This is a genomic window from Pseudoflavitalea rhizosphaerae (genome assembly GCF_003991355.1).
In the GTDB taxonomy this organism is placed as follows: Bacteria; Bacteroidota; Bacteroidia; order Chitinophagales; family Chitinophagaceae; genus Pseudobacter; species Pseudobacter rhizosphaerae.
In genome coordinates, this window is record NZ_RCSU01000015.1 from 32,751 (window position 1) to 46,376 (window position 13,626).

Consider the following 13,626-nt stretch of genomic DNA (forward strand, 5'->3'; position numbering starts at 1 on the left):
TGACTGCCTGCGGGCCACATAAATTTTGCGGCTGTCTCACGTATTTTTCCGGGTAATTTGATTACCTTTGCGCACCAAATTTCAGGGATAATTGTTCCCTGTTCACATTAAAAAGCAAACAAAAACAAGTCATGGCAGACTTAAGACTACAAAGAAATTTTGGTATTGCGGCTCACATCGATGCCGGCAAAACCACTACCACAGAGCGTATCCTGAGGTATACCGGTATGATCCACAAGATTGGTGAAGTACACGACGGTGGCGCTACCACTGACTGGATGGAACAGGAAAAGGAGAGGGGTATTACCATTACTTCTGCTGCTGTTAGCTGCCAGTGGCAATTCCCTACCGTTAACGGTAAGGCTGATGCAAACACCAAGAAATACTACTTCAATATCATCGATACTCCGGGTCACGTGGACTTCACTGTAGAAGTGGAGCGTTCCATGCGTGTACTGGATGGTCTGATCGCGCTGTTCTCTGCCGTTGACGGTGTTGAGCCTCAGTCTGAGACTGTATGGCGTCAGGCAAACCGTTACAAGGTTCCCCGTATCGGTTTCGTGAACAAGATGGACCGTTCCGGTGCAGACTTCCTGAATGTGGTAAAACAAGTGAAGGAAATGCTGGGCGCCAAAGCCGTTCCTCTTCAGCTCCCTATCGGTGCAGAAGATGATTTCAAAGGCGTGGTTGACCTGATCACCATGAAAGGTGTTATCTGGGATATGGCTACTGAAGGTATGACCTTCACTACCATCCCTGTACCTGATGACATGAAGGAAGAAGCAGAAGAGTGGAGAGCACAGCTGATCGAAGCTGTTGCAGAGTATGACGATAAACTGATGGAGAAATTCTTCGATGATCCCAACAGCATCTCTGAAGCTGAAGTACACGAGGCTATCCGCAAGGCTACCATCGACCTCAGCATCGTTCCGATGATGTGTGGTTCTTCATTCAAGAACAAAGGCGTACAAACTGCACTGGATGCTGTTTGCCGTTACCTGCCTTCTCCTGTAGATATCGAAGATACTGTAGGTGTTAATCCTGAGACTGGTGAGAACGAAGTTCGTAAAGCTGATCCCAAAGCACCTTTTGCAGCGCTGGCCTTCAAGATCATGACCGATCCTTTCGTAGGTCGTCTCGCGTTCTTCAGGTGTTATAGCGGCCACCTCGATGCCGGTTCTTACGTTAAGAACATGCGTTCCGGCAAGAACGAGCGTATCAGCCGTATCATGAAGATGTTCGCCAACAAACAAAACCCTATCGACTTCATCGAAGCAGGTGATATCGGTGCGGCTGTTGGTTTCAAGGAGATCAAGACCGGTGATACCCTTTGTGACGAAAACCATCCGATCGTTCTCGAGAACATGTTCATCCCTGAGCCTGTGATCGCGATCGCTGTTGAGCCTAAAACACAGGCAGACGTTGACAAAATGGGTATGGCTATCGCCAAACTGGTGGAAGAAGATCCTACACTCCGCGTAAATACTGATGAAGATACCGGTCAAACCATCCTCCGTGGTATGGGTGAGCTGCACCTGGAGATCATCATCGACCGTATGCGTCGTGAGTTCAAAGTAGAAGTAAACCAGGGCGCTCCCCAGGTTGCCTATAAAGAAGCATTCCGTAAAACGATCGAACACCGTGAGGTGCTGAAGAAACAATCTGGTGGTCGTGGTAAGTTTGCCGACATCATCTTCGAATTCGGTCCTGCCGATGAAGAGTGGCTGAAAACAAACGAAGGCGAGCAGTTCCAGTTCGTGAACGATATCTTCGGTGGATCTATTCCCCGTGAGTTCGTTCCCGCCATCCAGAAAGGCTTCCAGGCTTCCATGGGTACCGGTGTGCTGGCCAACTATCCTGTTGAGAATATGAAGGTCCGTGTATTCGACGGTAGCTTCCACGCAGTTGACTCTGACTCTATGAGTTTCGAGCTTTGTGCCAAGCAAGGTTTCCGTGAGGCAGCCCGTAAAGCACAGCCTGTTCTCCTGGAGCCTATCATGAAAGTGGAAGTGATCACTCCGGACCAGTACATGGGTGATGTTACAGGTGACCTGAACCGTCGTCGTGGTATGCTGGAAGGTATGGACAGCCGTAACAATGCGCAGGTGATCAAAGCAAAAGTTCCCCTGTCTGAAATGTTCGGTTACGTAACACAGTTACGTTCACTGAGCTCCGGCCGTGCAACTTCTACCATGGAGTTCTCTCACTATTCTCCTGCTCCTAACAACATCGCTGAAGAAGTGATCGCGAAGGTGAAAGGAAAAGCAAAAGTTGAAGATTAATAGCAATTTGCTTTAGATATTAAAGGGCTGACCTGATGGGTCGGCCCTTTTACATGTGAGGCTGTGTAAACTATCTGGCGGCGCTCCCGGGTAACCCTCCAGTACCTCTTTCATGCCTCCCGGTACCATTCGGCAGCAACTAATGCACCATTACCAGGCAACTAATGCACCATTCGACACTTTTAATGCGTTGATTATTACTTTGTTAGTTAATTATGCCAGGTAGTTGATATTGCTAATCGGCTGTCAATCAGTTGTATACAATAGATTTGCCTGATTAGTGTTTGAATGATGGATGGGGTTGTTTTGCTTCAGGCATCCCGCAATAATTTATGCTGACTGGCTGTATGAAAATTCCGCCAGATCCTGTTCGCTTCGGTGCTGCTGTCCGCTGCTTGCATCCCCATGGCAGGATACAAAGTCTGCATCAGCTTGCCACAAACTGCATATAAATCCCTGCTACACCTGCTGATATCCGTTAGTAAGCCGTCCGGAATATGGGATTGCTGAAGAAGTTTCGTCCAACTGTTGTTTATCTTCTCATAAAAAATATCCCTGGCCTCCATTAATTCCTGTTGCAGTTTGATAGCGGCTTTGTCTGGTTCCGCTGTATGAAGGAAATACAATTCCAGGAATCGCATGGCCATGCCTGAAAAATTTACGCATAGTGTGGCTTCTGCGAATTGTAAAAATGGAAAACGATATACTGCCTGAGGCAACACTGCGTATGCAGGATCTATTTCAAACCTGCGGTTGGAAGGAACAACGATGGGGCCTGCTTCGAAACTCAGACTGGCCGTGGCGCGCATGCCCATCATATTCCAGTCGTGCTGCAGTTTCACTTCAGAAGGAAATAACCAGAAAGCAGCTGTGGCAGCTATTCCGTTCCCATCTTTCAATATCGCCCCGTTCTCTTTCAGATTACATACGCAGGTGAAAACAGTTGCATGTGGAGCACCGGTTGCATATTTCCACTTGCCGGCAATATGGTAGCCATCGGCTTTCAGCTCAGCAGTTCCTGTTGCTGCGCCGCTACCAGCGAAACAGACTTTTGGATTATTGAATAATTCTGCGGCTATGCCAGGCTCCAGGAAGCCTATGAAGAAATTGGCGCCACTGCATAACGTTACGGTCCAGCCGAAACTGCCATCCACCCAGGCCAGGGCTTCCTCCAGTTGCAAAGCTTCCGGAAAGGATAATTCAAGTCCGCCATTTGTTTTCGGTACAAAAAGATTGAACCAGTTGTTGCGAAGGACCAGTTCCAGCTGTGCAGGATGCAGTTGATTGGACTGTTCGGCTGCTGCCGCCGTACTGCGGATCATTTCCGCTGCTTCCGTTGCAATCAGGTCAGAAAATGGAATATTCATACTCACTCGATTGATGGCATCAGGAAATTATCTTCTTCCTTGTTTTGTCTGGCTGTTTTCCGCCATTTGAAATATCCCTGTACGGCAATGATGAACAAAAATATCGTAAGCCCGGCATACAGGGGTAATTGTTTATGGAAGAGCAGGGGGACCGCCACGGCATTGGAGATATTGAGCAGTATCCAGTTTTCCACTTTTCTGCGGGCGAGTAACCACATGCCTGCCCAGGCGGTGGCGCTCACAAAAGCATCGGCAACAGGTACAGTACTGGGCGTGAAGTATCGCAGGCAGAGATACAGTCCGGCAAAACCGATCCCTACGATCAGCAGTACGGCAAGCCAGTCCTGCGAATTGCTGAAACTCACTTTCACCGCGGGTTTATCTTTCTTTTTCACCCAATACCACCAGCCGTAAATGCTCATCACTATATAATAGCCGTTGAGCAGGCATTCCGCATAAAGTCCTGCTTCGAAAAGGATAAAAACGGAAAGTGTGGTAGCTCCGATACCGGCAGGGTAGAGCCAGATCTTATTGGCGCGGGCCAGTAATACCTCGGCAATGCCCAGCGATACGGCAATCCATTGCAACAGCGGCGTTTCTCCGATCTGCTGCCAGAGCAGACGGATCCATTCTTGTATGTTCATAATTTGTTTTTTTTCCCTACGCCGGCATTATCCGGATCAGGTGGATGAAGAAAACAGTTGGGCAGCTTTCTTCAAAGGGTATATTCTCAGCCTGAAAGGCACCCCTCTTGAATCGGACACGAAATTAGGAAATAAAGGGATCGAAAGGTTTTGTGTGTAAAACTGCATTTCTGTTTTGCAGATATGATAGTTTTCTGCACAGTTATCCATTCAAACGCCACACCTGCAAACAGGCAGTGATGCCGCATTTCATATTTGATTTCCTTTGTACCCTTAACTACGCCTTTGGTGCGACCGGAAACGCACCAAACAAGCTCGAAGTTAGTAGCTAATACCTGGAACTAAACCTCCAAAGTATCGGGCCTCCTGCATCGGCAGGAGGCCTATTTTTTGCCGGGCTCTCAGTACTGTCATAGTACTATCTCAGTACTATCTCAGTACTATCAGGCCTGTTTTAAGCACTGTTTCACTACTATCTCACTACTATCATACTACCGTTCCTCCTTTGAATAACCTGTTTTCAGTGTTTTTATCTTAATTTCCAGCCCTAAAATTTTGCCGGTAATGCATATGAAAAGAACCTTTAAAAGACTGATAGTTCTAACTATTGGCGTTTTGAGTGTAAATGCTATCATGGCCCAGGAACTGCAATGGGCAAAGGACGGGAACAGTTACTATGAGCTGGACCAAAAGCAGGGGATCGTTCAGATAGCGCCTCAGAGCCCTTCCGTAGTAGTGATGAGCAAGGCCCAACTGACACCGGCCAGTCAAAAAAATGTGCTGGATGTTTCCAGCTTCAGTTTCTCGGAAGATGATCAGAAGATCCTGCTCTTTACCGATACCCGTAAAGTGTGGCGACTGAATACCAAAGGCAACTATTGGGTATACGACAAGAAAGCCGGCAGTCTCAAACAGTTGGGCAAAGGTCGCCCGGCATCCAGCCTCATGTTCGCGAAATTCTCACCGGACGGAAAGAAAGTGGCCTATGTAAGCGAGTTCAATATTTATGTGGAAGACCTTTCTACCGGCGCCATCAAAAAGCTTACTACAGATGGCAGCCGCAAACTGATCAACGGAACTTTCGACTGGGTGTATGAAGAAGAGTTCTTCTGCCGCGATGGCTTCAGATGGAGCCCGGACAGCCGTCAGATTGCTTTCTGGCAGATCGATGCCAAGAACACGAAGGATTACCTGATGATCAACAATACCGATTCTATCTATCCCGTGGCTGTGCCCGTTGAATATCCCATAGCAGGAGATGCGCCTTCTCCGTTCAAGATCGGTGTGGTGGATATTGCTTCCGCCAAGACCAATTGGATGAAAGTGCCTAACGATAAATTATTGCAAAGCTATGTGACCCGTCTTGAATGGGCCGGCAACCATGAGCTGATCATGCAGCACATGAACCGCAGGCAAAATGAAAGCAATATCCTGCTCTGCGATACAAAGACCGGCGTTTCAAAAAGCATCTATAATGAGAAAGATGCCGCCTGGATTGATGTGATCCAGCTCTGGGACGAGGACTATATCTGGGGTGGATGGGATTGGATCAACAATGGAAAGGAATTCATCTGGCCTTCTGAAAAAGACGGCTGGCGCCATCTCTACAGGGTTGGTCGCAACGGAAAGGAAACCCTTATCACAGTAGGCAATTACGACGTGATGGATATTGTGTGCATCGATGAAAAAGGAGGCTATGTTTATTTCATGGCTTCTCCCGATAACGGCACGCAGAAATATCTTTACCGGATTACAATCGATGGTAAAGGCACTGCTGAAAGATTATCGCCCGCTAACCAGCAGGGAATGCACTCTTATGATGTGAGTCCCAATGCCAGGTATGCCGTACACGGATTCTCCAATTACTACACACCCGGTACTTCCGAAATGATCACCCTGCAGGACCATAAACCTGTGGATGGCGCTTCGAAGATCGAAAGCAATGTGGCTAAAGCCGATAAAAGCAAATCCAAACTTGAATTCTTCAAAGTGAAAACTGCCGAAGGCGTGGAAATGGATGGCTGGATGGTGAAGCCGCAGAACTTCGATGCCAGCAAAAAATACCCTGTAGTATTTTACGTATATACAGAACCGTGGGGACAGAACGTGAAAGACCAGTGGGGGGTAGGCCGCAATTTCCTTTATGCCGGCGACATGACCAAAGACGGCTACATCTATATCTCTATCGATAACCGCGGCACACCTGTTCCGAAAGGTCGCGCCTGGAGAAAATCACTCTATCGCAAGATCGGACAACTGAACATCAGCGACCAGGCCGCGGCAGCCCGCGAAGTGTTGAAATGGAATTTCATCGATACCAGCCGAGTTGCCGTATGGGGTTGGAGCGGCGGCGGTTCTGCCACGCTCAACCTGATGTTCCAGTATCCTGATATTTATAAAACGGGGATCTCAGTTGCGGCTATTTCCAATCTGCATACGTACGACAATATCTACGAAGAAAGATATATGGGCCTGCCTGAAGAGAACAAAGCGGATTACCTGGCTGGTTCGCCTCTCACTTATGCAAAGAACCTGAAAGGACATCTGCTGTACATCCACGGCACTGCCGACGACAATGTGCATTACAATAATGCCGAAATGCTGATCAATGAACTGGTGAAACACAATAAACAATTCCAGTTGATGAGCTACCCCAACCGCACACATAGCCTGGCGGAAGGAGAGGGCACATTCCTGCACCTGGCAACGATGTATACTAATTTCCTGAAGCAGTATTGTCCGCCCGGCGCCCGGTAACAGCCATCTGTTTAAAGATTTATCAATTGGTAAACTCTTAACAGAACGAGTTTGGAACGAGTGCTAATTTGAGGGTTTAATTAACCAACCTAAATTCCTGATCATGAATGGATTAATATCCACTTTTGCGCTCATGTTACTAATGGCTAGTTGCACTCGTTTTCAATATCTTACTATAAGCAGTTCAAGTGCCGGTATTCAAAAAAATGCGGGTGGACAATTCGTCGCTGAAAATGATAGTGTGGTCACAATCTATGACTTAAAAGGAGAGGGAATCATACTTGGAATGAAAATTATAAATAAGCATGACAAAGCATTAACTGTCAATTGGAAAAAATCATCTGTTGTAATTAACGATGAAGCTGTAAGCCTGGTTCCTGATGCGGCTGTTACCGCTGGGGCCGCGAGGTCTGAAACACTTAAACTAAATAGTGAGATAGCTACTGGCGGCACCAATTTTACTGCAGTAACGAGCCTGCCTGTGGAAAAGCAGCAAATTCCACCCCGTTCCTTTGTGACGAGGGAGTTGCTTAAAGTAACTGGTGGTTGGTATAAAATCCCTCTTGAAGACTATACAAAGAAAACAGTGGTATTGGAAGATAATAGTAAAGTCCGGGTACGAGAACTGAGTTTTAACGAGGATGAGTCTTTATTGCGGTTCAGAACATATCTGACGCTTGAGCCTGAGGATGGCGGAGAGCCGGTAATACTTCAGCACGCCTTTTATGTTGCGGGTATTACCAGAACAGGGAATATCAAAGCAGGAGCTGACCGTCCTTATCTGGAGAAGCTTACCAATGTAACCAGTGTAGTGGCAGGCGTGATTGTTGGGAGCGTTTTGATTGTTGCCGGGATGTCGGCATGGAATGCTGCAGACGAAAAAGATAAAAATAATTAGAAAAAAAGACGAACAACCTGCTTCAGGAGACTCTTATTTACTTCCTGAATTCCAATGAAATAGGAAGATAATCGCGGCAAAGTTGGTTAAAATGACTAACTTTGCCGCTCTTTTTTAATGGATGGGAGCAAAAGTTTTTGTCAATTCTTTTGTTAATAAAGAAACTAGCCCTTACCTTTGCATCCCCATCGAAAAATGGGTTTTGGAATATGTCTCAACGAATCAGAATCAAATTGCAATCATACGATCACAACCTGGTTGACAAATCAGCAGAGAAGATCGTGAAGACTGTGCGTAGCACCGGCGCTGTAGTAACAGGCCCTATTCCTTTACCTACAAGGAAAAAGATCTTTACAGTTCTGCGTTCACCACACGTGAATAAGAAGAGCCGTGAGCAATTCCAGCTCTGCACGCACAAACGCCTCCTGGACATTTATACTTCCAGCAGCCGTACAGTAGATGCGCTCAGCAAACTCGATCTGCCCTCCGGCGTAGAAGTTGAGATCAAAGCGTAAAATTTTTAAGAGACCTTGTCTGGTTCCCAGGACCCTGACAAGGTTTTTTTCATAGCTCTTTCCAACCTATTCTGCAAACCTGGCCGGTGAAACGGCTGATAAAGCAGCGCTGGGTAAATAAAAAAATTGCGGTTCCTCCGGGAACTGTTCGAGTGAAAACATTTAAATATGAACTAGCCCTTCGAGGTTAGTTTACTATCGGTACTTCCATCACCCGCCGAGCCATATGCCTCAGAGAGGCTTCCTAACAGAAAGGCAACAGCGGGCATCCCGGAAAGGGATGAACGAAGCAAACGGCAGATCTCCGGATCAGGCAGCTTCGGTGAATAACGGAAAAGGTCGGTAGCAAACGGGGATTGAAGTCCTGATGGTCATCCGTCATCAACTGTCTCTTCAACCTTTCGAAGGCATAAATTAAAAACGATGAAAGGAATTATTGGAAAAAAGGTCGGGATGACCAGCATCTTCAGTCCCGATGGTAAGCAAACTTCTTGCACCATCATTGAAGCTGGTCCCTGCGTGGTTACCCAGGTTAAAACAAAAGATACCGATGGGTACAGTGCAGTGCAAATAGCTTACGGCGACAAAAAAGAAAAGCACACAATTGCCGCCGAAAAAAATCACTTCGCTAAGGCAAATACTCCCGCCAAAAAGGTCGTTAAAGAATTCCGCGACTATTCTCTCGAAAAAGCATTAGGTGAAACTATCTCTGTAGACATCTTTACTGAAGGCGAAACCGTTGACGTGGTTGGTACTTCAAAAGGTAAAGGTTTCCAGGGGGTAGTTAAACGTCATGGATTCAGTGGTGTTGGTGAACAATCACACGGTCAGCACGACCGCCAGCGCGCTCCGGGTTCTATCGGTAACTCTTCTGACGCTTCACGCGTATTCAAAGGCATGCGTATGGCAGGCCGTATGGGTGGCGACAGGGTGAAAGTGAAAGGACTGAAAGTGGTGAAGATCTTCCCTGAAAAGAATTATATCCTCGTGAGCGGTTCAGTACCCGGTCACATTGGAGCCGTTGTATTTGTTCAGAAATAACATTAACTGATGAACAGACCCGATGGGTCACAAAACAAGTAAGATGCAATTAGATGTATTAAGCATAAAAGGTCAGAAAACAGGTCGCTCAGTTGAGCTCCCCGATGATATCTTCGGAATCGAGCCGAACGATCACGTGATCTACCTGGCCGTTAAACAATTCCTGGCTGCTCAGCGTCAGGGCACACACAAGGTGAAAACCCGTCTGGAAGTGAAAGGTTCCAGCAAGAAGCTGCACCGTCAGAAAGGAACTGGTGGTTCCCGTAAAGGTAACCTCCGTAACCCCCTGTACAAAGGTGGTGGTACTATCTTCGGACCCAAGCCCCGCGATTACGATTTCAAACTGAACCGTAAAGTGAAGGACCTGGCCAAAGTAAGCGCACTTGCTTACAAAGCAAAAGAGAATGCTATCGTGATCGTGGAAGACCTGAGCTTCGACGCTCCCAAAACAAAAACTTTCGTTGATGCGCTGAAAGCGCTGAATATCGATGGCAAGAAAGCCCTGGTTATCCTGCCTGAGTATAACGATAATGTATACCTGAGCCTGCGCAACCTGCCAAGGGTAGAAGGTACACTGATCTCAGACATGAACACTTACGATCTCGTGAACGCGGGCGTACTGGTTATGACTGAAACCACTGCCAAACTCTTCAGCGAAGAAGAAGCAGTAGCAGAAGCTTAATGAAAACCGGTAGTCCCCGGATTTCACCAATTGTCTAATTATTACAAATTTGAGTTATATGAAACTCTCAGAAGTGTTGATAAAACCGATCGTTACCGAAAAGAGCAATAAGCTCACTGATGCCAGGAGAACTTATGCTTTTCGTGTAAATCGTAAGGCCAATAAACTGGAGATCAAGAAAGCGATCCAGGATTTCTACGGCGTGAACGTGATTGATGTGAACACCATCGTAGTTCCGGGAAAAGCAAAGAACCGCTTCACTAAAGCTGGTTTCATCTCTGGTGTAAAACCCGCTTACAAGAAAGCTTACATCACTGTAGCTGAAGGTGAAGCAATCGACCTGTACGGTAATATCTAATTATATAGTATCAGGAATGGCGCGTCAAACGCCGCAAAGTATTGACAAAAGATTTTTAAACTGTTATAAGTAACAACAAATGGCACTTAAGAAATACAAACCGATCACCGCAGGTACCCGTTGGAGAATTGGGAATGCGTATGCTGAGATCACTACCAACGAACCTGAAAAGTCTCTCCTGGAAGCTGCAAAGAACACAGGCGGACGTAACGTGCAAGGCCGCAGGTCTATGCGCTATATCGGTGGAGGTAACAAAAAGATGTATCGTAAGATCGACTTCAAGAGAAACAAGAATGGCGTTCCCGCCACTGTTGCTTCTATCGAGTACGATCCAAACCGCACAGCATTCATCGCCCTGCTGAACTATGCAGATGGTGAGAAAAGATATATCCTGGCGCCCCAGGGCTTACAGGTAGGCGCAACCGTAGTTAGCGGAGACGCTGTTGCTCCTGAAGTTGGCAATGCGCTTCAGATGAAGAACATGCCACTTGGTACCAACATCCACAATATCGAGATGCAACCTGGTCAGGGTGGTAAACTGGTTCGTTCTGCAGGTACTTCTGCACAACTGGCCAACAAGGAAGAGAAATATGCAGTTTTGAAAATGCCTTCCGGTGAACTGAGAAAGGTGCTGATCAACTGCTACGCTACCGTAGGTATCGTGAGCAATGGCGATCACAACCTCGAGATGATGGGTAAGGCTGGTCGTAACCGTTGGAAAGGCATCCGCCCAAGAAACCGTGGTGTTGCGATGAACCCTGTGGATCACCCGATGGGTGGTGGTGAGGGCCGCGCTTCCGGTGGACACCCACGCAGCAGAACCGGCAAATATGCTAAGGGTCTGAAAACTCGTACACGTGGAAAGGGAAGCGATAAGCTGATCATCCAGCGTAAGAACGGTAAAAAATTAGCAAAGTAAAATTCTCAAATTCAAATTAACGCACTATGGCTCGTTCGATAAAAAAAGGTCCTTATGTTGCTGCCAGGCTGGAACAAAAAGTTCTGGCGATCAATGAAGGTAAATCCAAAAAAGGTGTGATCAAGACGTGGAGCCGTCGTTCTACCATCACTCCTGATTTTGTAGGACACACACTGGCTGTGCACAATGGTAATAAATTCATTCCCGTATACGTGACTGAGTTCATGGTTGGTCATAAACTGGGAGAGTTTGCACCTACGCGCAACTTCAAAGGACACTCAAGTAAAAAAGTAGCTTAATCAAAATAGTTACTGGTTGCGGGTTACCTGGTGAATAACAGGAAACCGGTAACCGGGAACCAGAAACAAGAATTACAATGGAAGCAGTAGCTAAACTTAGAAATTATCCCACATCTCCTCGCAGAATGCGTTTGCTCGCAGACGAGATCCGTGGCATGGCAGCAGAAAAAGCACTGGCATTGCTGGAGCATCATCCGCAACACTCTTCTACGCCATTATACAAATTGCTGAAAAGTGCTGTGAACAACTGGGAGCAGAAGAATGAAGGACAAAGTGCAGCAGATGCCAACCTGGTAGTAAAAACAATCTTCGTTGATGGCGCCCGCACCCTGAAAAGGATGTTACCTGCTCCGCAGGGAAGAGCTTACCGCCTTCGCAAGCGCAGCAATCACGTGACGATCATTGTAGATGCTAAAAACTAACAAAAAATGATCTGTAAGGTCAGTGCTGAGAGAGCGGTGGAGTACAGGTCAACAAATTATCAAATTTTCAAATTCTAATAAATGGGTCAGAAAACAAATCCTATTGGTGCCAGGTTAGGAATCATCCGTGGTTGGGAATCTAACTGGTATGGTAACAAAAAAGATTTTTCTACCAAGTTGATCGAGGATAACAAGATCAGAACTTATCTGAATGCCCGTATCAACAAGGGAGGAATTTCCAAGATCGTGATCGAGCGCACACTCAACAAGCTGATCGTAACGATCCATACCTCCAAGCCAGGTATCATCATAGGTAAAGGCGGTGGCGAAGTAGACCGTATCAAGGAAGAGCTGAAAAAGCTGACCGGTAAAGAAGATGTTCAGATCAACATCCTCGAGATCCGTCGCCCTGAGCTCGATGCCATGATCGTTGGCGATACCATTGCCCGTCAGATCGAAAACCGTATCAACTATAAAAGAGCTATCAAGATGGCGATCGCTTCCGCTCTCCGCATGGGTGCTGAAGGTATCAAGATCAAAGTTAGCGGCCGTCTCGGTGGCGCGGAAATCGCCCGTACGGAAGAGATCAAACAAGGTCGTACTCCATTGCATACCCTGCGTATGGACATCGACTATGCTAACGTATTTGCACTGACTGTTTACGGAAAGATCGGTATCAAGGTATGGATCTGTAAAGGTGAAGTACTTGGTAAGAGAGACCTGAACCCCAACTTCGTAAGTGGAAAGGGTGAAGGCGATAACCGCCAGGAAGGTGGCCGCTCACATCATGGTGATCGTCGTGACGATCGTCGTGGAGGTGGTGACCGTCGCGGTGGTGGAAGAGACAACCGCGGTGGCGGTGGTCAGCGTCGCGACAACAGGAAAGCGTAATCTTAGCAAAAGGGCAAATTTGAAGGATGCCCTGATAAAAGGGACCTTCAGATAACCAATTCACAAATTTTCAAATTGTTTATAAATGTTACAGCCTAAAAGAACGAAACACAGGAAAGCGCAGAAAGGACGCATCCGGGAAGTGGCCAAGCGTGGTTCTTCCATCGCTTTTGGTTCATTCGCTTTGAAGGCCCTCGAACCTATCTGGTTAACCAACCGTCAGATCGAAGCCGCCCGTCAGGCAATGACACGTGCCATGAAGCGTGAGGGTAATGTGTGGATCCGTATTTTCCCTGATAAACCTGTTACCCGCAAACCGCTTGAAGTGAGGATGGGTAAAGGTAAAGGTAACCCTGAATTCTGGGCTGCTGTAGTTGAACCAGGTCGTATCCTGTTCGAAGCTGATGGCGTTAGTCTCCAGGTTGCAAAAGATGCACTGGAACTGGCGGCACAAAAACTGCCGATCAAGACCAAGTTCATTGTTCGCAGAGACTATCAAGCATAATTTGATTATTGGGTGTTGCAAATAGCAACTGCTTCAGAAATCAAAT

The 13,626-nt window shown here is 46.9% G+C and carries 14 protein-coding genes; 12 read left to right on the top strand and 2 right to left on the bottom strand.

Annotation, left to right across the window (positions count from 1 at the left end; all coding sequences use genetic code 11):
- Nucleotides 1-131 precede the first annotated feature (131 nt).
- Nucleotides 132-2,282: an elongation factor G gene (gene fusA / locus D9Y29_RS21910; protein WP_127132339.1), complete on the top strand. Its 2,151-nt coding sequence runs from the start codon at nucleotides 132-134 to the stop codon at nucleotides 2,280-2,282.
- Between the two features lie 311 nt (nucleotides 2,283-2,593).
- Here the strand turns inward: fusA and D9Y29_RS21915 are convergent, their stop codons facing one another.
- Together D9Y29_RS21915 and pnuC are read right to left on the bottom strand one after the other, a co-directional pair.
- Nucleotides 2,594-3,649: an acyl-CoA dehydrogenase family protein gene (locus D9Y29_RS21915; RefSeq protein WP_127132341.1), complete on the bottom strand. Its 1,056-nt coding sequence runs from the start codon at nucleotides 3,647-3,649 to the stop codon at nucleotides 2,594-2,596.
- A gap of 2 nt (nucleotides 3,650-3,651) precedes the next feature.
- Entirely contained in the window at nucleotides 3,652-4,293 is a 642-nt protein-coding gene (gene pnuC / locus D9Y29_RS21920) for a nicotinamide riboside transporter PnuC (RefSeq protein WP_127132343.1), read from the bottom strand.
- Nucleotides 4,294-4,863: 570 nt separating this feature from the next.
- On the opposite strand from pnuC, the gene D9Y29_RS21925 reads away from it, so the two are divergent.
- The 11 genes from D9Y29_RS21925 (at nucleotide 4,864) to rplP (ending at nucleotide 13,580) form a co-directional block, all read left to right on the top strand.
- A complete protein-coding gene (locus tag D9Y29_RS21925) occupies nucleotides 4,864-7,050 on the top strand; it encodes a S9 family peptidase (protein WP_127132345.1) in 2,187 nt (728 codons plus the stop codon).
- A gap of 103 nt (nucleotides 7,051-7,153) precedes the next feature.
- Nucleotides 7,154-7,948, top strand: coding sequence for a hypothetical protein (locus tag D9Y29_RS21930; RefSeq protein WP_127132347.1), 795 nt, complete (start codon nucleotides 7,154-7,156; stop codon nucleotides 7,946-7,948).
- 209 nt (nucleotides 7,949-8,157) lie between these two features.
- Nucleotides 8,158-8,463, top strand: coding sequence for a 30S ribosomal protein S10 (gene rpsJ, locus D9Y29_RS21935; protein ID WP_014220852.1), 306 nt, complete (start codon nucleotides 8,158-8,160; stop codon nucleotides 8,461-8,463).
- 423 nt (nucleotides 8,464-8,886) lie between these two features.
- Nucleotides 8,887-9,504: a 50S ribosomal protein L3 gene (rplC, locus tag D9Y29_RS21940; protein ID WP_127132349.1), complete on the top strand. Its 618-nt coding sequence runs from the start codon at nucleotides 8,887-8,889 to the stop codon at nucleotides 9,502-9,504.
- 43 nt (nucleotides 9,505-9,547) lie between these two features.
- Nucleotides 9,548-10,186, top strand: coding sequence for a 50S ribosomal protein L4 (gene rplD / locus D9Y29_RS21945; RefSeq protein WP_127132351.1), 639 nt, complete (start codon nucleotides 9,548-9,550; stop codon nucleotides 10,184-10,186).
- 58 nt (nucleotides 10,187-10,244) lie between these two features.
- Nucleotides 10,245-10,544, top strand: coding sequence for a 50S ribosomal protein L23 (gene rplW / locus D9Y29_RS21950; protein ID WP_127132353.1), 300 nt, complete (start codon nucleotides 10,245-10,247; stop codon nucleotides 10,542-10,544).
- Between the two features lie 79 nt (nucleotides 10,545-10,623).
- Complete coding sequence (gene rplB, locus D9Y29_RS21955) at nucleotides 10,624-11,463, top strand: 50S ribosomal protein L2 (RefSeq protein WP_127132355.1); 840 nt, start codon at nucleotides 10,624-10,626, stop codon at nucleotides 11,461-11,463.
- Between the two features lie 26 nt (nucleotides 11,464-11,489).
- Nucleotides 11,490-11,762 (top strand): 30S ribosomal protein S19, encoded by a 273-nt coding sequence (rpsS, locus tag D9Y29_RS21960; protein WP_127132357.1) that lies wholly within the window; start codon nucleotides 11,490-11,492, stop codon nucleotides 11,760-11,762.
- A gap of 77 nt (nucleotides 11,763-11,839) precedes the next feature.
- Complete coding sequence (gene rplV, locus D9Y29_RS21965) at nucleotides 11,840-12,184, top strand: 50S ribosomal protein L22 (protein ID WP_127132359.1); 345 nt, start codon at nucleotides 11,840-11,842, stop codon at nucleotides 12,182-12,184.
- An 81-nt stretch (nucleotides 12,185-12,265) separates the two neighbouring features.
- Entirely contained in the window at nucleotides 12,266-13,075 is an 810-nt protein-coding gene (gene rpsC, locus D9Y29_RS21970; protein ID WP_127132361.1) for a 30S ribosomal protein S3, read from the top strand.
- Nucleotides 13,076-13,160: 85 nt separating this feature from the next.
- A complete protein-coding gene (gene rplP / locus D9Y29_RS21975; protein ID WP_127132363.1) occupies nucleotides 13,161-13,580 on the top strand; it encodes a 50S ribosomal protein L16 in 420 nt (139 codons plus the stop codon).
- Nucleotides 13,581-13,626: the final 46 nt, after the last annotated feature.

Coding starts and splice junctions, on each gene's coding strand:
- fusA (WP_127132339.1), top strand. CDS start 132: ATGGCAGACTTAAGACTACAAAGAAATTTTGGTATTGCGGCTCACATC.
- D9Y29_RS21915 (WP_127132341.1), bottom strand. CDS start 3,649: ATGAATATTCCATTTTCTGACCTGATTGCAACGGAAGCAGCGGAAATG.
- pnuC (WP_127132343.1), bottom strand. CDS start 4,293: ATGAACATACAAGAATGGATCCGTCTGCTCTGGCAGCAGATCGGAGAA.
- D9Y29_RS21925 (WP_127132345.1), top strand. CDS start 4,864: ATGAAAAGAACCTTTAAAAGACTGATAGTTCTAACTATTGGCGTTTTG.
- D9Y29_RS21930 (WP_127132347.1), top strand. CDS start 7,154: ATGAATGGATTAATATCCACTTTTGCGCTCATGTTACTAATGGCTAGT.
- rpsJ (WP_014220852.1), top strand. CDS start 8,158: ATGTCTCAACGAATCAGAATCAAATTGCAATCATACGATCACAACCTG.
- rplC (WP_127132349.1), top strand. CDS start 8,887: ATGAAAGGAATTATTGGAAAAAAGGTCGGGATGACCAGCATCTTCAGT.
- rplD (WP_127132351.1), top strand. CDS start 9,548: ATGCAATTAGATGTATTAAGCATAAAAGGTCAGAAAACAGGTCGCTCA.
- rplW (WP_127132353.1), top strand. CDS start 10,245: ATGAAACTCTCAGAAGTGTTGATAAAACCGATCGTTACCGAAAAGAGC.
- rplB (WP_127132355.1), top strand. CDS start 10,624: ATGGCACTTAAGAAATACAAACCGATCACCGCAGGTACCCGTTGGAGA.
- rpsS (WP_127132357.1), top strand. CDS start 11,490: ATGGCTCGTTCGATAAAAAAAGGTCCTTATGTTGCTGCCAGGCTGGAA.
- rplV (WP_127132359.1), top strand. CDS start 11,840: ATGGAAGCAGTAGCTAAACTTAGAAATTATCCCACATCTCCTCGCAGA.
- rpsC (WP_127132361.1), top strand. CDS start 12,266: ATGGGTCAGAAAACAAATCCTATTGGTGCCAGGTTAGGAATCATCCGT.
- rplP (WP_127132363.1), top strand. CDS start 13,161: ATGTTACAGCCTAAAAGAACGAAACACAGGAAAGCGCAGAAAGGACGC.